We start from the raw sequence: 20,896 nt of genomic DNA on the forward strand, positions 1-20,896 counted from the left end.
CACCCCTAATGTTAACTAGTTTATAGATATAGTTAACATTAAATCCAAAAGACTGTCAATTATTTTTAAATTAAAAAGTTCTTAAAAAAGAACAACTTATCATACGATAAGTTGTTCTACTTTCCATGCTGTATCTTTCCGATTTCTAAAATAATCTCTTCATCTTTTTTTCCTTCTGTATCAATTCCCAGTTGTTTTGCATGCTCAATTAATAAATCATGACGCTTCTCAAATCTAGCTGTGTTTACTTCTTTCGTAATTTCCTCTTTTGTTTTCTCATCAGTAGAAACTCCTAGTTTCGCAGCTACTTTTTCCATCGACTTCTTCTCTTCCGTTTCTTTCACTTTCTTCACTTCTGATTGCTGGATTTGCTTTTGCTTCACCTGCTCTGATTCAGCTGCAAAAGCTGTGTAAATTCCAGCACTTCCGCCAATGACTAGTAAGGTGGTAAAAAGAATTAGTTTTTTCTTCACTCTTTTCTCCCCTTTCGAATTCATTATAACGCACATTTTTCAATGTTAAAACCTATCTCCTTTATTTCCCTAAAAAAATATTACACATTTTTATTGACATGTATGATGAATATATGATAAAAATTTAACTAACATCATATGAATCGGCGTTGATAGGATTTAGTAGTATTTCGATTTCTGATTTCAGAGAGCTGGTGGTCGGTGCGAACCAGTACAGAGCGAATTATGAATTACCCCCTGGAGCTTCTTTTACGAAACGTAAGGAGTAGTGAAAGACGGTTATAGACCGTTATGTCTAAAGAGTGGTGAAACGACACTGTTTCACAATTTAGGGTGGTACCGCGAATTTTTCGTCCCTGCATATATTGCAGGGGCGTTTTTTATTTTATTAACGCATATCATACGACCCTTTATTTTGTGATACATTCATTTTACAAGCTAGGGTGGTACCGCGATTTCTTCGTCCCTGCATAATTATATGCAGGGACGTTTTTTTATCCAATCATTTCCGTATCATATAGAAGTATTAACAAATTACCGGTAATTTGTCAAAAGATTCTAAAATTTAAAAGGAAATATACAATATTGGCGAATTTTATATAAAAAAGGCTATTCTCGATTAATTAGGAGGGGAAAACAATGGTTTCAAAAATTGAATCTGTTCTTTTAACAATTTTTATCTTTTTCTGTATTGGTTTTAGTGTTATTCAATTAGAAGTTTCACCGCATATCCCGATTTTATTCGGTATCGTTATTTTATTAGCGTTTGGGTTTATGAAAAAAATCTCTTGGTCTACTATGGAAAAAGGGATGATCAGTAGTATTTCAGCGGGGATTCCCTCTATTTTTATTTTCTTACTTGTAGGCGTATTAATTAGTGTATGGATCGCAGCTGGAACAATTCCAACTTTAATGGTATACGGCTTCCAACTTGTATCTCCGAAAATTTTCGTTCCAACTGTTTTTGTTGTTTGTGCGATTGTTGGAACGAGTATCGGTAGTGCATTTACAACTGCTGCAACTGTAGGACTTGCCTTTATGGGCATGGGTAGTGCTCTTGGATACGATCCAGCGCTTATCGCTGGTGCAATTATTTCTGGTGCATTCTTTGGGGATAAAATGTCTCCTTTATCTGATACAACAAACTTAGCTCCTGCTGTAACCGGTGTAGATTTATTTGAACATATTCGTAACATGCTTTGGACGACAGTTCCAGCTTTCATTATTGCTTTTATTGCATATTTCATTTTAGGCAGTGGATCTGGAGGCAATGTTGATTTTACATCCTTTATTAGCACGTTAGAAAAAAATGCAACAATTTCTATCGTTACACTTATTCCAATTTTATTACTGTTCCTATTCGCATTCAAAAAGGTTCCAGCAGTTCCAACATTACTTGCTGGAATCGTAGTAGGAATCATTATTCTCTTTATTTTCAAGCCTAGTACATCTCTAACTGATTTAATGAAAATTATGCAGGACGGTTACGTTTCTAAAACTGGTATAAAAGATATTGATAGCTTATTATCTCGCGGCGGTTTACAAAGTATGATGATGTCCGTTGCCCTTATTTTCCTAGCTCTTTGCATGGGAGGATTACTACAAGGGATGGGTATTATCGCGCAGCTGATGAATATCATCTCTAGCTTTGTTAAAAATAGTACACGCTTAATTATTTCTACTGCTTCAACTGCAATTGGTGTAAACTTCTTACTCGGCGAACAATACTTGTCAATCGTTTTAACAGGACAAGCATTCGCTAACAAATACGATGAAGTCGGTTTAGAACGTCGTAATTTATCACGAGTACTAGAAGATGCTGGTACAGTAATTAATCCACTCGTACCATGGGGTGTAAGTGGCGTATTCTTAACAAACGTCCTTAGCGTCCCAACATTCGATTACCTGCCATACGCAATCTTCTGTTTAGCTTGTCCAGTTGTAACCATTATCGTCGGCTTTACTGGATTCGGTCTTTCATGGAAAAAAGAAAAAGCAGTACCAGTTTCATAATATACAAGTAAAAAAAGGATTACCGATTGCGGTAATCCTTTTTTTATACAACACTTTACTATCTATTTGCTTTCTTTCTTCTAAATAACATAAGTAATCCCGCTCCAACAAATGCAAGACCCGCTCCAATTGTAGAAGCAACACTTGCACCTGTTTTCGGTAAATCACGTTCATCTTTGTCAGCTTCTTTATTTTCACTTACAGTTGTCGTTGTTTCTTTTGTATTTTGATCATCTGTTGTAGTTTGTCCAGATCCTGCATTGTTTCCACTATTACCTTCATTTGTTGGTGGTGTCGTTGGATTCCCTCCATTATTGCCTTCACCTGTTGGTGGTGTCGTTGGATTTCCTCCATTATTACCTTCACCTGTTGGTGGTGTTGTTGGTTTTTCTCCACCATCGTTCTTCTTCGTTATATCAATTGCATATTTAGCAAATTCATTTTCAGATGGTCCAACATATGATATTTTCCCATCTTTCTTTATATACTTTTGTGCATTTGGTGAAGAATCAAATGTTGTATTTAATTTATCTGCAACAATCGGCTTAAATGTCCAGTTTTGATCGGCTGCTGGATTAATAACTGGTGTTTCTTGCATATACTTCACAATGATTTGACGCGTTTCATCTTGTGATTGGTATACAACTTCCCCTTTACTTACACCTGGGAACGTTTGGCTACTTCCACGATAGTTATTTGTAGCGACGATAAATTCTTGATTGTCAGCTACTGGCTTACCTTCATACGTCATATTTATAATACGATTCGTATTTGCATTTACAACTTTTCCATCTTTATCGTATTTCGCTGGTTGCGTCACATCAATTTCGTATTTTAAACCATCTAAAATATCAAAGTTATATGTAGGATACCCTATATTTACTAACGGCTGTTCTTTCGTTTCCTTTGGATCAATTTTATTAAACTGACCTGCAGACATTTCAAGCCATTCTTTCACTTGCGCTCCATTTACTTTTACAGCATATAACGTATTTGGATATACATATAAATCTGCAACGTTTTTAATTGCTAACGTTCCAGCTGGAATATCCGTATAATATGTAGCACCGTTTCGGCCACCTGCTTTAAATGGTGCGCCTGCAGATAAAACTGGTATTCCTTTATATTTACTATATTGTCCATTTTCAGCAAACAACTTTTCGACATACCATTTTTGGGCATTTGTCACAAGTTGCACAGAAGGATCATCTTGTACTAATGAGAAATAACTATTAATTGGCGCTGTCGTTTTTCCTACAGCTGTATTCACATAATCAATTGTCGCTTGATGATCATCTTTAATTTCATTAACTAAATTTTGATCAGATTGTACTAATGGGTTTCCTTTACTATCAGCAATCGGACGAAGTTGTGGCTTCGATTGCTCTTTTTGTACTTCCCATTTTCCGCTTACCTTTTTCAATTGCATATCAATAATACCTAAGTTACTTCCAAACACACCAGGCATTACAACTGGAACACCATTAAATACATCCTTCACTTCAGTATGTGAATGTCCCATTAATACTGCATCTACACCAGTAACTTCTGTTAAATAATACGATGCGTTTTCCATGCCAACGTTGTATCCACTCTTATCAACACCAGAATGCGCTAGTGCAACGATAACATCTGCACCTTCCGCTTTCATTTTCGGCACCATTTTCTTCGCTGTTTCAACTATATCTTTCGCTTTAACTTTTCCTTCTAAATTTGCTTTATCCCAGTTCATAACTTGAGGTGGAACAAATCCCATTACCCCAATTTTCACCTTCTGTTTTTGACCTGATTCATCTTCTACTTCTTTTTCAAAAATATGATATGGTTTAAAGTAATTTTGGTCGTTCTCTTCATTATTATCTTTATCATCTTTATAGACGTTCGAGTTAATAACCGGGAACTTTGTTTTACTAATCACTTTGTTTAAATAATCTAAACCATAGTTAAATTCATGATTCCCAAGAGAGATGACGTCATACTTCATTAAATTCATTACACGATATAATGGATGAGTATAACTAGGATCCACAGGATTTTTCGGATCGTTTATTTTATTCGCTACATAATCTCCAAGCGGTGTCCCTTGTAATGCATCCCCATCATCAAATAGGACAGAGTTCTTCGCTTCTTCACGTGCTTTATTAACAAGTGTTGCCGTTTGCACGAGACCTACTTTATTATCTGTTTTCGTTTGATAATAATCGTAATTCATTAAGTTAACGTGAATATCTGATGTTTCTAGAATTCGTAAGTTAACTGTACTCTCCCCATTGTTCTCATCCGCATGAGCTGTTGTTGGCAATACTTGCGGCGCTATTACACCTATAGCAAGAGTTGCTCCAGCTAGCATTTTTTTTGACTTTTTCACAAAAAATCCCCCTTATACAATTACCAGAAATAATGAAATGAATCCCTATCGGTCCTTAACCACATACCTTTTTTCTTCTATTAGAGACACGATTTTCATTTCATCCTGCGCTAACGAGTAGTCCCCTTAAACGCTCGATTGATGAAGACTAACAATTAACGGGAGATAAAGCTCCCACTAAGTAGCATTTCACCTTATCTGACATTATCATATATAAAACTCTTTCGTATCGTCAATATTTTTTGACAAACTTCAACAAATTTTCTGTAAAGTTATTGTAAACTTTTCATAAACATATAATATGCCCTTACATTGCTAATACTGCTGAATATGATACAATTACCAATTACAAGGAGGATGAATTTATGAAAAAAGTCATCTTAATAGTTGTTTGTCTCCTCCTTCTAATCATTTCTTATTCTAATTTTGAAAAGAACGATGAGACAAAACAAAACGAACCTGAAGACAAAACAGAGAAAACATCTGCTCCAAGTTGGATTGATAAGCAAACAAACGACTCCTTTTATCACCTCGTATTAGGTGATTCAATAGCTAAAGGATATGGATCGACACAAGGTGGATTTGCTGAATTAGCTTCCAGACAAATAGAAGCACAAATTCATAAACCAATTACAGTAGAAAATCTTGGGATAAACGGCCTTACTACAGATCGTCTCGCTAAAAAAGTTCAATCAGAAGATGTAAAGCAAAAAATTAGAGCTGCAAATATAATTACGATTAATATTGGAGGAAATAATTTATTTCGTTTAAATCGTGATGTCGGTGTTATAGATGGTATTAAAATGTTAAATAAAGAAAAAGCTCATTTTGAAGCGGATATAAAAACTATTGTAAAGACAGTTCGAGATCAAAATCCGAACGCTTTACTCATTCTCTCAGAACTCTATAACCCATTACAACTCGATGACTCCATCGCAAGTTATGCAGACATGTTTTTAGACGGATGGAATGAATCCGTTTATTCCATTTCAAAAGCAAATCAACCGTCTATCGTTTTACCAATTCGTAAATTAATATCGAATGATAAAAAAGATTTACTATTTGACCAAGTGCACCCAAATGATAACGGCTATGCGATTATTGCTAATACATTTACAAAGCAAGTGTTATCCTACAAATATTAAAGCTGCTGTGAAACAATTCTATTTTTATACCATGTCTTTTTTGTTACAATGAAAGTGGAAGGGGGCCTTTATATGGAATCACGCGAGTGGGAACGTATTGTTGATCATCTTCTTTCGCTAGTGCCTCTTTTTTATCGCAAATTTATGCTTCCTGGAGAATTTTCTTCTCAAAGACATATGCCGCCATCACATACACAAGTATTACTACTTTTGCATGAAAATGGCACATTAGCAGTTTCCGAAATCGGCAAGCGGCTAGCGATTTCAAGGCCTAACATGACACCTCTATTAAACAAACTTATTCAAGAGGAACTAATAGAGCGTCATTATAGCGAAAAAGATCGACGGGTCATTTTAATTTCTCTAACAGCTGAAGGGAAATTATTAGTAAATCAGTATCAGCAATTCATTTTAGACAAACTAAAAGAAAATTTCCAAACATTATCTGAGGAAGAGCGCGAAAAGCTCATTCAATCTCTTCAAACCATTCAAAATTTAATTTTGAAAACAAACGCATAAAGCTGCTTCTAAATAGAAGCAGCTTTATGATTCATAATAATTACCGTAGTATACATTTGAATATGGCCATGTCGTTAAATATGGTTTTTGATCTTGCGTAGGTTGTTGTGGTGGTATTTGTGGCAATTGCTGAAATTGTTGCTGTTGATACACTCCAACTTGCTGTCTCATATCATTTACCGGATAATAATTTGTATATGGGTATACTTGAGGTACATAGTAATAATACATCCATTCTCTCCCCCTTTTTCTTAAACATATTCAAAGGAGAAAATGAATGTGCCATTCTTTATATTTGTACAAGTGGTTCTCTCACTTTTTTCTTTCTGTTCTTCAAACGTAACTTACGATTCTTTTCATATAAATAATGCACTACGAAATATGAAACTACACCGAACACAACTCCTAAAATCGTCATTCCAATTAATACATATACTTCACTCTGTAATAAGCTCTTTAACATCGTAAAAATGTGACTTGAAAACAAGTCCGATATCGTAAATGGTTCATGATGTATTTGTTGTACATGAAATGGATAAATCATTTTCCCTAGCGCATACGCAAGCGGAAATAAAAACACTGGGAGAAACGATATTTTCCCAATAATATTGCCAATAACTGCAGCAGGAAATGATCCTTTTGCTAATCGAACGATTGGATAAAATATTACATATACGAGCGATGCTGTATAAATTACTAACATTTCTAAACCAAAACCAATAGCAAAACCTAACGACACTTTCTTTGCTCCTTCTGGCGATCGAAGCAACTTATAATATTGAAACTTTAATATTCTCCACATCCGCTGAAAAAACGAATATGTTTGCTTAGTTGTTTTCACTCTCATCATCTCTTTAACTATATTTTATATGTAGTATGTCCTTACACGTACTGAATAACAAATTTAGTTTTCTCTTTCTATTATAAATGATATAAAAATGATTAACCAAATATACATCCGACATTTTAATATAAAAAACCTTCCTTTTAGGAAGGTTCTTCTACATTATTAAATAAACTTACTAATAATGCTTTTTGAGCATGTAATCGATTACCAGCTTGCTCAAAAACGATAGACTGTGGTCCATCAATAATTTCTCCTGTTACTTCTTCTTCACGATGAGCAGGTAAACAGTGTAAGAAACGATATGTTTGCTTTGCATGCATAACAAGTTCTTTATTGATTTGATAAGGTTGAAATAAAGTATATTTCTCTACTTCTCCATCTTGCCCCATACTCATCCAAACATCAGTATAAATAAAATCTGCTTCCTGTACCGCTAATTCAGGATTATGCAAAATTTCAATTTCAGCGCCTGTTTCTTTAGCAATCGCTAACGCTTTTTTAACAATTTCCTCATTCGGTTCATACCCTACGGGTGTTGCCACAGTCATATTCATTCCGACTTTTGCACTCGCTAACAGTAACGAATGACACACATTATTCCCATCACCTACATAAGCCAATTTAATTCCTTTAAATGTATTCACTTCTTCATATATCGTCATTAAATCTGCTAATGCTTGACAAGGATGATGATCATCCGTTAATCCATTAATAACAGGAATGCTCGATTCTTTTGCCAGCTCTTCTACATCCGCGTGTGAGAATGTACGTATCATAATCCCATCAATATAATGAGACAGTACTTTCGCAGTATCAGAAACGGTCTCTCCTCTTCCGATTTGCATCTCCTTCCCACTTAAAAACATTCCATGTCCTCCGAGCTGTACCATTCCTGCTTCAAAAGATACACGAGTACGAGTTGAATGTTTATCAAAGATAAGCCCTAATATTTTACCTTGTAATAAAGGCTCTTGCTTATTCTTTTTTAAATATATAGCGAACTCAATTAAAGAAATAATTTCTTCTTTCGTTAATTCTTCTAGTGTTAAAAGATCTTTCGTATTTAATTTCGGTACTTGTACAGTTGACATGAAATTTCCCCCTTATATGATTGATACGTTTTTTGTACAAACTACTTTTTTTATCATATATACTGCCTGTTCTAACTCTTCATTCGTTACAATGAGTGGCGGTAATAGTCTTATGACATTAGGCCCTGCTTGTAATACGAGTAGCCCGTCTTTTTCAAGTTGTTCTATAAAATTTGAAACTTCATGCTTACATTCGATTCCAATCATAAGCCCCTTGCCACGAATATTTTGAATACATTCGACATGACATAACTCTTCTTGCAATCTCTTTAATACGTATTCGCCCTTTTCCTGTACGTCTTTTAAAAAGGATGGTTCCTTGCTTACCTGTAACACTTCTTTCGCAGCAGTCATCGCAATATAATTCCCTCCAAAAGTTGAACCGTGTGATCCCGCATTAAAAGAAGAGCCCAGTTCTTTCCTACCAATTACTGCTCCAACGGGAATACCATTTCCAAGAGCCTTAGCGATAGTAACGATATCAGGTTTTATTCCCATCTGTTCGTAAGCGAATAGTGTTCCGGTTCTTCCTATACCCGTTTGTACTTCGTCTATAATAAATAGAGAACCGTACTTATTACATAATATTTCGATTTCTTCCAAAAAAAACGGATCAGCTAGTATGACTCCGCCCTCTCCTTGAACAACTTCTATCATTACTGCCGCAACTTCTTCATTCATTACTTCCTCTAATGCTTGTATATCGTTAAAAGGGATATGTAAAAAAGACGGAAGTAGTGGACCAAACCCTTCTTTCACCTTATCTTGACCTGTTGCACTCATCGTTCCAAATGTTCTACCGTGAAAAGACTGCTCACATGTTACGACTAGAGATTTTCCAGTATGCTTACGAGCTAGCTTTAAAGCTGCTTCATTCGCCTCTGCCCCGCTATTACAAAAAAACACATAATCTAATGCTGTATTTTCTGTTACTAACGATGCAACCTCTTCTTGTAAGGAGTTTGTAAATAAATTCGATATATGCCATATGTCTCCAAGTTGCTTTTCAACCGCCTTTACAACAGTAGGATGACAATGTCCTAAATTACATACTCCAATACCGGAAGTGAAATCTACATATTGCTTACCATGTTTATCAATAACTTTCGTTCCATTCCCCTTTACAAACTCAACGTTTCTTCTTCCATACGTTTGAAAAAGATGACTCGTCATACAATACTCACGCCTTTCGTTACCGTCGTTCCGATACACTCGCCTGTGACCTCAGTAAAATCCTTTGTGCCATTCACAATACTTACCTTTTGTACTCCCATTTTTAATGATGTAAGTGCCGCCTGTACTTTCGGAATCATCCCGCCTGTAATAACACCTTTTTCTATAAAAGTTGCAATTTCAGACTCATCTGTTTTCTTTACCAATTTCCCTTCATGTAATATCCCATCTACATCTGTAATGAAAATAAGTTCTTTTGCGGATAGCGCATCCGCAATCCCAGCTGCAGCAGTATCCGCATTTATGTTATACACCTCATTACCATTTATTCCGATTGGGGCAATAACAGGAATATAATTCATATCTATTAATTTTTTTAATAAGGTTGTTTCTACATAACTTACCTCTCCTACATATCCTATTTCTTCGCTGACAGGTTGAACTTGAAGTAAATTACCGTCACACCCTGAAAGCCCTACGGCCAGTAAATTATGCTTTTGTAAATTCATTACAAACTTTTTATTTGTACTACCACATAGCACCATTTGAACAACATCCATCACTTCTTTTGGTGTTACTCGTAATCCATCTCTTTTTTCCACTTTGATATGACACTCTTTTAATTTGGCATCAATTTCTGGGCCACCACCATGGACAATCACTACCTTATACTTCTGTTGCAATTTCTTTATACAATCAAAAAACACATCATTTAATTGATCCAACATGCTACCGCCGCATTTAATTACGATATAATCACTCATCTTCTCTCTCCTTATGTACGATAACAAGCGTTTATTTTTACATAATCATAACTTAAGTCGCATCCCCAAGCTGATCCGGTCTCTTTTCCTACATGTAAATACACATCAATAATAATTTCATGTTCTTTTAATTTCTTTTTCATTTCCTCTTCAGAAAATATTTGAGGTTCACTATTTTTTAGCACAACGATAGATTGAAGAGTAATATCAATTGTATTTGGATTAATCGTTACTTCACTTTGTCCAATACTGCTAATAATTCGCCCCCAATTTGGGTCTTCACCGTGTATTGCGGTTTTCACAAGACTTGAACCAACTATTTGCTTTGCAATTTTCTTTGCCTCTTCACTCGCTTTAGCCCCTAGCACATTTACTTCTATTAACTTCGTAGCACCTTCACCATCTTGTGCAATTTTTTTTGCTAAATCTTCACATACCTTCTGTAAAGTAAATACGAAAGTTTCCCAATCTGTGTGTTCCATATTGATTGGTTTCGTTTCCGACAATCCACTTGCCATAACAATGACCATATCATTTGTAGAAGTATCTCCATCTACCGTAATTTGGTTAAATGTATGATTCGTAATTTGTGATAATGCTGTTTGCAATACTTCATGCTCTATATTGGCATCTGTTGTAATAAAACTAAGCATCGTTGCCATATTCGGATGAATCATTCCTGAACCTTTAGCAACACCAGCGATAGTCACTTCTTTTCCATCAATAATCATCTCATAACAAGTTTCTTTCGTTATAAGATCCGTCGTTAAAATTGCTTCACAAAAAGAATGAGCTTCACTTACTTCTTTTGTCGGTATAAGAGATGTAACTCCCTTGCGGATGCTATCCATCGGTAAAGGTACTCCAATTACACCAGTTGAACCGACCGCAACGTAATTTTCTTTTACACCAAAGTGTTCTGCCCCTAATGTTCGTATCTCGTAAGCATCTTGTAGCCCTTTCATTCCTGTACAAGCATTTGCATTTCCGCTATTAACGATAATTGCTTGTAATTTCCCTTCAGTTGCTATACTATCTTTCGTTACTTGCAGGGGTGCTGCTTGTATTTGATTTGTTGTATAAACAGCGGCGCACGATGCTGGTACGTCACAAACGATTGCACCTAAATCCTTTTTCTCCTTTTTCAAACCATTGCTAGTACCGATTGCCGAAAAGCCTTTCGGCGTTACAATTGAACCACTTTCTAATTTTGTAATAGACGCTACTTTAATCATCATGTCCCCCTTATGGATAAAGCGGCATATGCTGTAAACCTGTTGTCTCTTCCAATCCCGCTAATACATTTGCGTTTTGAATCGCTTGCCCAGCCGCACCTTTCATCATATTGTCTATAACAGAAACGACTGTAACTCTTTCTGTTCTTTCATCGTAAGCTACCCCAATATCACAATAATTTGAGCCCCTTACTTCTTTCGGACTTGGAAATTCTCCATGAGAGCGAACTCGAACGAAAGCTGAGTATTCATACGTTTCTTCATACAATTTTTGAAGCTGCTCTATTTTCATTTCCTTTTTCACTTTCGCATAAAGTGTAATCATAATCCCCCGTGATATCGGTATTAAATGTGTACTAAACGTGATTGGCTTCATTTCACTATTCCACTCTGCAAGCATTTGCTCAATCTCAGGAATATGCTGATGCTGATTAACTTTATAAATGTGTAAGTTATCATATAACTCAGGAAAGTGAGCCATTGTTGTTGGCGTTTTGCCCGCTCCAGATACTCCTGATTTCGCATCAATAATAATGGAATCTTCTTCAATTATGCCGCTACGCGTTAACGGCGCTATCGCTAATAATACAGCTGTAGCAAAACATCCTGGGTTTGCAATTAAATCTGCATTTTGAACCTCAGACCTTTTCCATTCACTTAGCCCATATACTGCTTTCCTAAGAATTTCTTCTTGTGCAGCTGGCCTTTTATACCACAGTTCATATGACGAGGGATCTATCATACGAAAGTCTCCAGATAGGTCAATTACTTTTAAACCTACCTGTAATAATTTTGGAGTTAATTCTGCCGATACACCTGCTGGGGTTGCTAAAAATACAATTTCTGCTTCCTTCTCTATTTCCTCCACATCAATTTCTTGTAACGTATGGACAAGGATATTTCGAAAATGTGGATATACATTCGCTATACACTCACCAACTTGCGAAAAAGAATGGAGAGATGCTATCGAAAAATACGGATGCTGCTCTAATAACCGAATTAATTCAATACCTCCATATCCAGTTGCTCCAATAATTGCGACTTTCATAAGTTCCTCCTCATATTGATTCTTTAAATTAAGTATGATTATAATATTGTATATTTATAGAGTCAATTAAATATTTATAAATTTTTTAAAACTAAAAAACTTAATTTTACTAGAAAAATAATATACTCAACCGAATTTTTATACAAAAATAGTGCATGGTAGTTTTTTTATTTCACTTCAAGTACAATAAAACAATACATACGTACATACAGGCGGGGAAAAATATGAACGAAAAGTTAATTGAGAAAATGATTATAAAAAGTTTTCAGCAATATCAATGCAATCCTGTATCAAAAGAGGATCAGGAAATGTTAGTGAAACATATTCAAGCGATTATTCATTCGAATAATGAAATTGACGTATACGAGGCAATTGAGGATACCGTTTACGATTATGTGACTGGAAAATAAAAAAACAGGAGATTTCCATATGGAAATCTCCTATTTTTTACTTAATGATTTTCCCGCTACACGTTCAAATAAACCAGGGAATAACGCATAGAGCTTAGGCCCCATTCCCATCCACTTCGGCAAATTCACTTCACGTTTTTTCGTTTGCATCGCCTTTACGATTTGTTCTGCTACATATGTTGGTTTTAACATGTAACGTCCCATATTTTTTACATATGTACCAGATTGATCAGCTATTTCAAAAAAGTTCGTATCTATCGGTCCTGGGTTAATTGCTGTTACATAAATATCTGTATTGGATAATTCCATGCGCAAACTATTCGTAAACCCTAATACGGCATGTTTCGTTGCTGCATAAGCACTCGATTTCGGAGTTGCAATTTTCCCAGCAAGTGAAGCTATATTAATAATATGTCCTTCGTTTCTTTTTACCATATAAGGTAATACCACTTTCGTACAAGCCACTAGTCCAAATACATTTACTTGGAACATATCCTTTACTTCATCCATTGATGCCTCTTCAAACGTTTTAAAAATACCAAAACCCGCATTGTTTACCAATATATCAATACGTCCCACTTCTTGTAATACCTTTGAAAAAACAGATTTTACTTTCGTCTCTTCACTTACGTCTAATACATAATAATAGCAAGGCGTATTATAAGTTTTTTTTATTTTGTCTGCTAACGCTTGTAGTTTCTCCTCTGTTCGAGCCATTAATACTGGAGTCGCTCCCTGCTCTGCAACTTGCATTGCAACTTGCTCTCCAATTCCACTAGAAGCACCTGTAATGACGATTACTTTTTCTTGTAAACGTCCTGTCATTGCTGTCACCTACTTTGCATAATAAATCAATTGTTGCGAAGATTCATCAATCATCACTTGTTGATTATATGCTAAAAAGTCTAATTGTCCAACAGTTTCGGAGATAGTAAGCGGCAATTGTTCTTTATATAATACTGGAAATAGCTTCACACATACTTCAAATGCTGTCATCGGTTTTTCCTTTAATAACTCAAGTACTTTAAATGCACGTGTTTCTTGCTTTTGTAACCTCGTTTCAATAAGTTGTTTCACATTTAGAACATCTTCCCCATGCCCTGATAAAATACGTGAAATATTCATTTCACTTAAACGTTTTAACGTTTGATTGTATTGTAGTAATGGACGTGCTCTTTCCGTTTGCCCTTCATATGGTGGTTCTAATATTGGATTCGAAGAAATATGACTAATGAGAGCATCCCCACCAATTAATATTCCATCGGATTCTCTATATAAAGAAATATGAGTAGAAGCATGGCCTGGGGTTTCAATTACTGTAAATCCAGGCAAAGAATCAATGCGATCTCCCTCTCTCACAGTATGTGTTAACGATCTATTGCAAGAATATTTAAGTGTCTTTGTCGTCAATAATGCCTCGTCTTTCAAAAATGCTGCTGGAACACCGAACTGCAAGGCTGTCTCTCTAAAAAACTCATGATACCACTTTAAAAACTCTGGATTTTGCGTGATCCACGGCTCATTCCAAGGGTGTCCAATAATATTCGTTTTCTCAGAAAATATATTTAAAAGTCCACAATGATCCGCATGATGATGCGTAATCACTACCGTTTCAATATCTGCTATCGTATAACCTAATGCACCTAATTGACTTTCTAACGCATTTTTTGCCTCTTCTGTATTCGTCCCTGTATCAATTAATGTTAATGTCTCCCCCTCAACTAAAAACACATTCACAGTCTCAACTGCAAATGGCACAGGAATCTCCATTCGGTGAATCGCCGTCATGCTTAGCCCCCCTGACTCTTTCCGGTTCAAAAATGAATACCTCTTCAGTTTACAACTTCTACATAAATTTGTCATTATTTTCAGATAAAAAGAGGTGTTTTCTATAAAAAACCGAATGTATGTACATTTATAAGTATTTCTAACCAAGTTTAAAGGAGGAACATCATGTCTATTCAAAACATATCCTTTCTCGGTGCAGGCTCTATTGCCGAAGCGATTATTGGTGGATTGTTACACGCAAATGTAGTTAAAGGAGAACAAATTACCGTAAGTAATCGTTCTAACGAGACAAGGTTACAAGAGCTACATACAAAATATGGTGTCAAAGGTACGCATAACAAAAAAGAACTACTTGCTAATACAAATATTCTTTTTCTAGCAATGAAACCAAAGGATGTTGCAGAAGCGCTTACCCCTCTTAAAGAATATATAAATAAGGATTTGCTTATTATTTCGTTATTAGCAGGTGTTTCTACTCACTCGATTAGAAACCTACTTCAAAAAAACGTTCCGATCATTCGTGCAATGCCAAATACATCTGCCGCTATTTTAAAATCAGCTACCGCTATTTCGCCTTCAAAACATACAACAGCGGAACATATTCAAACTGCAAAATCTTTATTTGAAACGGTCGGTCTCGTCTCTGTTGTAGAGGAAGAAGATATGCATGCTGTCACTGCATTGTCTGGAAGTGGACCAGCTTATATTTATTACGTAGTAGAGGCGATGGAAGACGCCGCAAAAAAAATTGGTTTAAAAGAAGATGTTGCAAAATCGCTTATTCTTCAGACGATGATTGGTGCTGCTGAAATGCTAAAAGCAAGCGAAAAACACCCTTCTGTTTTGCGAAAGGAAATTACATCTCCTGGCGGAACTACCGAAGCAGGCATTGAAGTATTACAGGAAAATAAATTTCAACAAGCACTCGTTTCTTGTATTACACAGGCAACGAAACGATCACATGATCTTGGAAAAACATTAGAACAACTCACAAAAGAAAAATAAAAATGGAGCTCAATCTTACTTGAGCTCCATTTTTTATCATCATATACTTTTAGTTATTACTCTTTCCAAAAATCTCTTCTTGTAGACGACGACCTGTCGGTGTTGCTGCAAGCCCGCCTTCAGCTGTTTCACGAAGTGCTACTGGCATCGTTTGTCCGATTCTAAACATTGCCTCAATCACTTCATCACATGGAATTGTACTCGTAACACCAGCTAATGATAAATCCGCTGAAATCATCGCATTTGAAGCACCCGCTGCATTACGCTTTACACAAGGTACTTCTACAAGTCCTGCAACAGGATCGCACACTAAACCAAGCATATTCTTTAATGAAATTGCCATCGCTGTAGCTGCTTGATCTGGTGTTCCACCAGCCATCTCAACTGCTGCTGCCGCTGCCATTCCACTTGCTGAACCAACTTCTGCTTGGCATCCTCCTGCCGCACCAGAAATACAAGCATTATTCGCAACTACCATACCGAAAGCTCCTGCTGTAAATAAAAATTCAATCATTTCTTCACGTGTAGGTTGTAATTTTTCTTTCAGTGCAAACAGTACACCTGGCACTGTTCCAGCAGAACCTGCTGTTGGTGTTGCACAAATAATCCCCATCGCCGCGTTTACTTCATTTGTTGCAACAGCTTTACTCACTGCGTCCAAAATCGTATCTCCAGATAAGCCTTTTCCGCTCTTCATATACGCTTGAACTTTTACAGCATCACCGCCAGTTAAACCAGTTGGTGATTTCACGCCGCGAATACCACGTTCTACTGCTTGTTCCATCACGACTAAGTTCTTTTCCATACCAGCAATTACTTCTTCACGTGAAATATGTCTTGTTTCCATTTCACATTGAATCATAATTTCTGCGATTTTTACATTTTGTTCTTTAGCTTGCGCCACTAGTTCCGCTGCGTTCCGAAACATGGTGTGTCCCCCCTGCAATTAATCCATAATAGTTACTTGACAAATATTTTGTTGCCCTTTTATTTCTTCAATTACTTCATCTGCTAACAATTCATCTGTTTCAATGACCATAAGCGCTCTTCTTCCTTTTTCTTTACGAGAAACGCTCATTGTACTAATGTTAATCTCGTGTTTCGCAAGAATGGAAGCTACAGCTGCGATAGCACCAAAGCGATCGTTATTTACAATAAGTAGTGCTGGACTCGTGCCTGTTAATTGAAGATCGAATCCGTTTAATTCTACAACTTCAATTTTACCGCCACCAATTGAGCAAGCAACAACTTCAATTTCCTCTTCACCTTTATACAGACGAATTTTCGCTGTATTTGGATGCGGAGCATTTGCATCTTCTTCAATGAATTCCACTTCAATCCCGCGTTCTTTTGCAATATCTAACGCACTTGGAATACGTAAATCATCTGTTTCAAATCCAAGTATTCCACCGATTAGCGCTACATCCGTACCGTGACCACGGTATGTTTTTGCAAATGAACCATATAATGAAATGCTAACTCTCTCTGGCTCATGACGAAACAGCTGACGAGCAACTTGCCCCATTCTTGCCGCGCCTGCTGTATGTGAACTTGATGGACCAATCATAACCGGACCAATAATATCAAACACTGAGCGGTACTTCATCATAACTCCCCCCTAAACCTCTATGAAAAAAATTTATTCTACTATTTTATTAAGCTGCCACATTTGTTGCTGTTCCAGTTCTACCACGAATTTGTTCCGCTGTACGAATTGGATAGTTTTTGAATAAAATGAACCAATATCCTGAAATAATACCAGATACCATAATACATAAGAAATATAGCATTACTTTCATTTAAAACGATATAAGATAACCAGCAATAAATCCTGGTAGCAATCCAAAGTTTAACACAGAAGCCATTGCAAGCATAGCATAAACAGGTGATATAACCATTGCTAATACAACTAAATTTGCACCCGCTACTCAACCTAGACTACCTGCTGATGTTCTGAACTCTTTTAAAGAGTGGTATACCAATTAAATTCCCACCAACTTATTATTAAAAAAGCTTCTACTAAAGCACTTGCAACAGCTACACTAGCTAATCATACCGTTTAGCTAAAAAGTAAAAAAGACTTAGTACAAATAATGATATCTTTCCTATTATAATCTCCATATTACTCTCTCATGTTTTAGTCAACTTCACTTGTTACGACAATGACTAATATGCATGTGACTTATAATAAATTGTAATCTGCCCTCATTATAGCTTGTTTTTTATAAAACGCTTACTTTTGTTGAATTTTAAAAGTTCTGAATAAAAGTCCCTTTCTGCTATTTGTATTACTTGTATGTCATCTGACTTATATAACAGTTTTTCTAAATAATCATTATTACGTATTTTTATCCTATATATTCAAACCATTCTAAGTTTCTGTATCATCCAAGTTTAAGTATAAAATAATAACAGTTTTATTTTTAAAATTTTTTAGACATAAAAAAATGGTAACCTAATGTTACCATTTTTCAAAAAATCATTATTTTTCTACTGGAAATGATTTTAAATCTGTCGCTATTTCTGTATTAGGAAATAACTCTCGTGCCTCTTTCAATAATTCCTTATATGTATCTCCTTGATAACGAGAACTAATGTGAGTTAATATTAATCGTTTCGCATTTGCATGAAGTGCAATGCTCGCAGCTTGCTTAGATGTGGAATGAAAATAATCATGCGCTTGTTGTTCATCGTCTGCCGCAAAAGTTGCTTCATGAACAAGTACATCAGCATTTTGTGCTAGCTCTCTACTCGCTTCGCAATATCGTGTATCACCTAAAATGGTAATAATTCTTCCCTTTTGAGGCGGACCGATAAAATCTTTTCCATTTAGTATCGTACCATTCTCTAATACAACTACTTCTCCATCTTTTAAACGCTTAAAGATTGGCCCTGGTTTCACTCCCATTTCGAGCAATTTATCGACTAAAAGAACACCTTGTATATCTTTCTCTACAATACGATATCCAAAACATTCAATGCCATGTGACAATTTTTTCGTTTCTACATAAAACTCATTATCTTCAAACACAGTACCTTCTTCTGTTATCTCAACGATTTCAAGTGGATATTTCACATGTGTCGTACTTACTGATAATGCCACTTCAATAAATTGTTTAATTCCTTTTGGTCCGTACACTGTTAATTTTGTTGTTCCACCTTGAAACGAACGGCTACCCAATAAACCCGGCAATCCAAAAATATGATCGCCATGTAAATGCGTAATAAATATTTTTTCAATGCGGCGTGGACGTACAGACGTATGTAGTATTTGATGTTGCGTCGCCTCGCCACAATCAAATAACCAAGTCTGTCCTCGTTCTTCTAACAACTGCAAAGCAATTGCTGAAACATTCCTTCCTTTTGAAGGAACACCTGCACCAGTTCCTAAAAATACAAATTCCACTCTCTTTCCTCCAGCTCTTTATATAATCTATCTTTCATCTTACGGAATGTTATTTCAAATGGCAAATTGAATTTACATAACCAATCATCTAGACAACTATATAATACGAACGTTATACTTAAAAAATTTAGCCATCGTTCGTGTTTTGTGGTAAAATGATTGTACTACATTTTAAGGGAGCGTTTTATTATGAAAGAAGTATTTCGTTTACAAACTGATTTTTCATCTTCATTTGATCGCTGGGTAAGTTCTTTCGTGTCTGATCACCCAGCACAATTAGAATGGACGACTTTAAAAGAATTAATCCATGAATATACAACATCACATACAAATGAGACATTACCAACATATATTTCTTCAGCTTTAACATATTACGCACAACGCGTTTCAACAACAAATAACTCAGAAATTGTTATTTTTGAAAATCCTACAATCTCGTAATCTATAATAAAAAAGCACTGGTTACAGTGCTTTTTTATTATACTTATTTAACAAATGATCATATTCCGTCCAAAAATCTGTATAAACACTTTGATCAAACTCATCTGAAATTATCTTTTCACTTGATTTATTAAATAATTCTTTTGCTTGTAGTGCAAAAGAAACAATTTGTTTTCTATATTCACTTTCATTCACTTCTATATGAAGCCCTTCATAGTATATAGCCTTTTGAGCAGTAGAAATAACTTTGACAAAGTCCTTTAAAACCACGTTTTCACCTATATGGTTTATAGTCCAATGAATTGAAATTGGGCATCCTAACATTAGCATAGTGCCACATCCGTGCAAAATAAGCCCCTCGTCATTTTCAATATCACAAATATATTCTTTATCTAAAGTTCGTAACAGAGCTAAAGCTGATTCACTTATTCCCCATTCTTCATCTATACCTGCTTGGGTAATAATCGTTCCAGCCACAGTTAAATAAATTTCTCCGTGAGAACATAAATCCTCCTGCTCATTAAACAGCCATTTTTGATTCTCAATATTTATAATAAACTTTTGTGATATCATTACAAATTCCCCTTTTATACAAACATTTATTTTCCACATTATTTACAATCAATGTCATACATTTCATCCCATATATCTATTATAAATCTATTTAATATTTTAAAAAAACAGATAAAAAAGATATTGACACTACGATTTTACAGTGCTAACATTCAACATGTAATTGAATATGGTCTCTGTTAGGTGAGGCTCCTGTATAGAGAAACGCTGCTGCCCAAAAATGTCGAGAGACGCCAATGGGTCAACAGGAAAGGTCGGAATGAAGGCCTTTTTTAACGTAGCTGGTTCCAGTACCTATGCTATACAGTGCTAAAACTCAACGAGGGAGAGGTGCATGTATTTTGTCATACACAAAAACTGTTTTTAGCTATGTTTACTAACAGGCTTTCGTGTGGACGTTTTTTAACTGTGAATTCAGACCTTTACTCGTTGTGAGTAAAGGTCTTTTTTATGTCTTTATGCACCTGACTATGAAACAAACATAGCATATTCAGAAACTATTAAATTGGACGGAGGTGAGGAACAGTGGCAAGTGATGATTCGGCCCAGATACCCATATGTTTTACGTTAATATTTCATCATGTAGGTAGGAAAGAA

General features: G+C 35.7%; 22 protein-coding genes, 1 riboswitch and 1 other annotated feature. Of the genes, 6 read left to right on the forward strand and 16 right to left on the reverse strand.

Annotation, left to right across the window (positions count from 1 at the left end):
* Window positions 1-116 precede the first annotated feature (116 nt).
* Window positions 117-473 (reverse strand): hypothetical protein, encoded by a 357-nt coding sequence (locus tag JDS95_RS05085; RefSeq protein ID WP_033661360.1) that lies wholly within the window; start codon window positions 471-473, stop codon window positions 117-119.
* 140 nt (window positions 474-613) lie between these two features.
* Window positions 614-834 (forward strand) — a binding site (T-box leader).
* 278 nt (window positions 835-1,112) lie between these two features.
* On the opposite strand from JDS95_RS05085, the gene nhaC reads away from it, so the two are divergent.
* Window positions 1,113-2,486 (forward strand): Na+/H+ antiporter NhaC, encoded by a 1,374-nt coding sequence (gene nhaC / locus JDS95_RS05090; protein WP_000253727.1) that lies wholly within the window; start codon window positions 1,113-1,115, stop codon window positions 2,484-2,486.
* Window positions 2,487-2,544: 58 nt separating this feature from the next.
* Here nhaC and cpdB read toward each other — a convergent pair whose 3' ends face one another.
* Complete coding sequence (gene cpdB, locus JDS95_RS05095) at window positions 2,545-4,854, reverse strand: bifunctional 2',3'-cyclic-nucleotide 2'-phosphodiesterase/3'-nucleotidase (RefSeq protein ID WP_000748627.1); 2,310 nt, start codon at window positions 4,852-4,854, stop codon at window positions 2,545-2,547.
* Window positions 4,855-5,219: 365 nt separating this feature from the next.
* Between cpdB and JDS95_RS05100 the strand changes: the two genes are divergently transcribed.
* Window positions 5,220-5,999, forward strand: coding sequence for a GDSL-type esterase/lipase family protein (locus JDS95_RS05100; protein WP_000755808.1), 780 nt, complete (start codon window positions 5,220-5,222; stop codon window positions 5,997-5,999).
* A 72-nt stretch (window positions 6,000-6,071) separates the two neighbouring features.
* On the forward strand, window positions 6,072-6,518 hold the full coding sequence (locus tag JDS95_RS05105; protein ID WP_000445820.1) for a MarR family winged helix-turn-helix transcriptional regulator: 447 nt from the start codon (window positions 6,072-6,074) through the stop codon (window positions 6,516-6,518).
* Between the two features lie 24 nt (window positions 6,519-6,542).
* On the opposite strand, the gene JDS95_RS05110 is transcribed toward JDS95_RS05105, so the two are convergent.
* The 7 genes from JDS95_RS05110 to argC form a co-directional block, all read right to left on the reverse strand.
* Window positions 6,543-6,749 (reverse strand): hypothetical protein, encoded by a 207-nt coding sequence (locus JDS95_RS05110; RefSeq protein ID WP_000291941.1) that lies wholly within the window; start codon window positions 6,747-6,749, stop codon window positions 6,543-6,545.
* A 58-nt stretch (window positions 6,750-6,807) separates the two neighbouring features.
* Complete coding sequence (locus JDS95_RS05115; RefSeq protein WP_002044856.1) at window positions 6,808-7,368, reverse strand: DUF2062 domain-containing protein; 561 nt, start codon at window positions 7,366-7,368, stop codon at window positions 6,808-6,810.
* A 137-nt stretch (window positions 7,369-7,505) separates the two neighbouring features.
* Window positions 7,506-8,456 (reverse strand): ornithine carbamoyltransferase, encoded by a 951-nt coding sequence (gene argF / locus JDS95_RS05120; RefSeq protein WP_000108848.1) that lies wholly within the window; start codon window positions 8,454-8,456, stop codon window positions 7,506-7,508.
* Between the two features lie 12 nt (window positions 8,457-8,468).
* Window positions 8,469-9,629, reverse strand: a complete 1,161-nt coding sequence (locus JDS95_RS05125) for an acetylornithine transaminase (RefSeq protein WP_000200527.1) — start codon at window positions 9,627-9,629, stop codon at window positions 8,469-8,471.
* A complete protein-coding gene (gene argB / locus JDS95_RS05130) occupies window positions 9,626-10,393 on the reverse strand; it encodes an acetylglutamate kinase (RefSeq protein WP_001286769.1) in 768 nt (255 codons plus the stop codon). The genes JDS95_RS05125 and argB overlap by 4 nt, the downstream gene beginning before the upstream one ends.
* An 11-nt stretch (window positions 10,394-10,404) precedes the next feature.
* Window positions 10,405-11,628, reverse strand: coding sequence for a bifunctional glutamate N-acetyltransferase/amino-acid acetyltransferase ArgJ (argJ, locus tag JDS95_RS05135; protein WP_000598404.1), 1,224 nt, complete (start codon window positions 11,626-11,628; stop codon window positions 10,405-10,407).
* A gap of 10 nt (window positions 11,629-11,638) precedes the next feature.
* Entirely contained in the window at window positions 11,639-12,676 is a 1,038-nt protein-coding gene (gene argC / locus JDS95_RS05140; protein ID WP_097837450.1) for an N-acetyl-gamma-glutamyl-phosphate reductase, read from the reverse strand.
* A 224-nt stretch (window positions 12,677-12,900) separates the two neighbouring features.
* On the opposite strand from argC, the gene JDS95_RS05145 reads away from it, so the two are divergent.
* Window positions 12,901-13,086: a YqzH family protein gene (locus JDS95_RS05145; protein ID WP_001003213.1), complete on the forward strand. Its 186-nt coding sequence runs from the start codon at window positions 12,901-12,903 to the stop codon at window positions 13,084-13,086.
* A 30-nt stretch (window positions 13,087-13,116) separates the two neighbouring features.
* Here the strand turns inward: JDS95_RS05145 and JDS95_RS05150 are convergent, their stop codons facing one another.
* Both JDS95_RS05150 and JDS95_RS05155 read right to left on the reverse strand, forming a co-directional pair.
* On the reverse strand, window positions 13,117-13,911 hold the full coding sequence (locus tag JDS95_RS05150; protein ID WP_199690306.1) for an SDR family oxidoreductase: 795 nt from the start codon (window positions 13,909-13,911) through the stop codon (window positions 13,117-13,119).
* Window positions 13,912-13,920: 9 nt separating this feature from the next.
* Entirely contained in the window at window positions 13,921-14,874 is a 954-nt protein-coding gene (locus JDS95_RS05155) for an MBL fold metallo-hydrolase (RefSeq protein ID WP_199690308.1), read from the reverse strand.
* A 165-nt stretch (window positions 14,875-15,039) separates the two neighbouring features.
* Here JDS95_RS05155 and proI point away from each other — a divergent pair, with 165 nt between their 5' ends.
* On the forward strand, window positions 15,040-15,879 hold the full coding sequence (gene proI, locus JDS95_RS05160) for a pyrroline-5-carboxylate reductase ProI (protein ID WP_000027277.1): 840 nt from the start codon (window positions 15,040-15,042) through the stop codon (window positions 15,877-15,879).
* A 49-nt stretch (window positions 15,880-15,928) separates the two neighbouring features.
* On the opposite strand, the gene sdaAA is transcribed toward proI, so the two are convergent.
* The 4 genes from sdaAA to rnz form a co-directional block, all read right to left on the reverse strand.
* Window positions 15,929-16,807, reverse strand: coding sequence for an L-serine ammonia-lyase, iron-sulfur-dependent, subunit alpha (sdaAA, locus tag JDS95_RS05165; RefSeq protein WP_000489451.1), 879 nt, complete (start codon window positions 16,805-16,807; stop codon window positions 15,929-15,931).
* A gap of 18 nt (window positions 16,808-16,825) precedes the next feature.
* Window positions 16,826-17,485: an L-serine ammonia-lyase, iron-sulfur-dependent subunit beta gene (gene sdaAB, locus JDS95_RS05170; RefSeq protein ID WP_000877455.1), complete on the reverse strand. Its 660-nt coding sequence runs from the start codon at window positions 17,483-17,485 to the stop codon at window positions 16,826-16,828.
* A gap of 49 nt (window positions 17,486-17,534) precedes the next feature.
* On the reverse strand, window positions 17,535-17,678 hold the full coding sequence (locus tag JDS95_RS05175; RefSeq protein ID WP_000867046.1) for a hypothetical protein: 144 nt from the start codon (window positions 17,676-17,678) through the stop codon (window positions 17,535-17,537).
* 683 nt (window positions 17,679-18,361) lie between these two features.
* Window positions 18,362-19,285 carry a ribonuclease Z gene (gene rnz, locus JDS95_RS05180; RefSeq protein ID WP_199690309.1) on the reverse strand — a complete coding sequence of 308 codons (924 nt, stop codon included), beginning with the start codon at window positions 19,283-19,285 and terminating at the stop codon, window positions 18,362-18,364.
* 189 nt (window positions 19,286-19,474) lie between these two features.
* Here rnz and JDS95_RS05185 point away from each other — a divergent pair, with 189 nt between their 5' ends.
* Window positions 19,475-19,726: a DUF3932 family protein gene (locus JDS95_RS05185; protein WP_000665711.1), complete on the forward strand. Its 252-nt coding sequence runs from the start codon at window positions 19,475-19,477 to the stop codon at window positions 19,724-19,726.
* A gap of 21 nt (window positions 19,727-19,747) precedes the next feature.
* Here the strand turns inward: JDS95_RS05185 and JDS95_RS05190 are convergent, their stop codons facing one another.
* Window positions 19,748-20,299, reverse strand: coding sequence for a hypothetical protein (locus tag JDS95_RS05190; protein WP_199690310.1), 552 nt, complete (start codon window positions 20,297-20,299; stop codon window positions 19,748-19,750).
* Window positions 20,300-20,467: 168 nt separating this feature from the next.
* A riboswitch (M-box (ykoK) riboswitch) is annotated at window positions 20,468-20,635 on the forward strand.
* The last annotated feature ends 261 nt before the right edge of the window (window positions 20,636-20,896 follow it).

The organism is Bacillus cereus group sp. N24, assembly GCF_016483345.1.
In the GTDB taxonomy this organism is placed as follows: Bacteria; Bacillota; Bacilli; order Bacillales; family Bacillaceae_G; genus Bacillus_A; species Bacillus_A toyonensis.

Bases quoted from the DNA above. Each gene is read 5' to 3' on its own strand.
- nhaC (WP_000253727.1), top strand. From the start codon at position 1,113: ATGGTTTCAAAAATTGAATCTGTTCTTTTAACAATTTTTATCTTTTTC.
- JDS95_RS05100 (WP_000755808.1), top strand. From the start codon at position 5,220: ATGAAAAAAGTCATCTTAATAGTTGTTTGTCTCCTCCTTCTAATCATT.
- JDS95_RS05105 (WP_000445820.1), top strand. From the start codon at position 6,072: ATGGAATCACGCGAGTGGGAACGTATTGTTGATCATCTTCTTTCGCTA.
- JDS95_RS05110 (WP_000291941.1), bottom strand. From the start codon at position 6,749: ATGTATTATTACTATGTACCTCAAGTATACCCATATACAAATTATTAT.
- JDS95_RS05115 (WP_002044856.1), bottom strand. From the start codon at position 7,368: ATGATGAGAGTGAAAACAACTAAGCAAACATATTCGTTTTTTCAGCGG.
- argF (WP_000108848.1), bottom strand. From the start codon at position 8,456: ATGTCAACTGTACAAGTACCGAAATTAAATACGAAAGATCTTTTAACA.
- JDS95_RS05125 (WP_000200527.1), bottom strand. From the start codon at position 9,629: ATGACGAGTCATCTTTTTCAAACGTATGGAAGAAGAAACGTTGAGTTT.
- argB (WP_001286769.1), bottom strand. From the start codon at position 10,393: ATGAGTGATTATATCGTAATTAAATGCGGCGGTAGCATGTTGGATCAA.
- argJ (WP_000598404.1), bottom strand. From the start codon at position 11,628: ATGATTAAAGTAGCGTCTATTACAAAATTAGAAAGTGGTTCAATTGTA.
- argC (WP_097837450.1), bottom strand. From the start codon at position 12,676: ATGAAAGTCGCAATTATTGGAGCAACTGGATATGGAGGTATTGAATTA.
- JDS95_RS05145 (WP_001003213.1), top strand. From the start codon at position 12,901: ATGAACGAAAAGTTAATTGAGAAAATGATTATAAAAAGTTTTCAGCAA.
- JDS95_RS05150 (WP_199690306.1), bottom strand. From the start codon at position 13,911: ATGACAGGACGTTTACAAGAAAAAGTAATCGTCATTACAGGTGCTTCT.
- JDS95_RS05155 (WP_199690308.1), bottom strand. From the start codon at position 14,874: ATGACGGCGATTCACCGAATGGAGATTCCTGTGCCATTTGCAGTTGAG.
- proI (WP_000027277.1), top strand. From the start codon at position 15,040: ATGTCTATTCAAAACATATCCTTTCTCGGTGCAGGCTCTATTGCCGAA.
- sdaAA (WP_000489451.1), bottom strand. From the start codon at position 16,807: ATGTTTCGGAACGCAGCGGAACTAGTGGCGCAAGCTAAAGAACAAAAT.
- sdaAB (WP_000877455.1), bottom strand. From the start codon at position 17,485: ATGAAGTACCGCTCAGTGTTTGATATTATTGGTCCGGTTATGATTGGT.
- JDS95_RS05175 (WP_000867046.1), bottom strand. From the start codon at position 17,678: ATGAAAGTAATGCTATATTTCTTATGTATTATGGTATCTGGTATTATT.
- JDS95_RS05185 (WP_000665711.1), top strand. From the start codon at position 19,475: ATGAAAGAAGTATTTCGTTTACAAACTGATTTTTCATCTTCATTTGAT.
- JDS95_RS05190 (WP_199690310.1), bottom strand. From the start codon at position 20,299: ATGATATCACAAAAGTTTATTATAAATATTGAGAATCAAAAATGGCTG.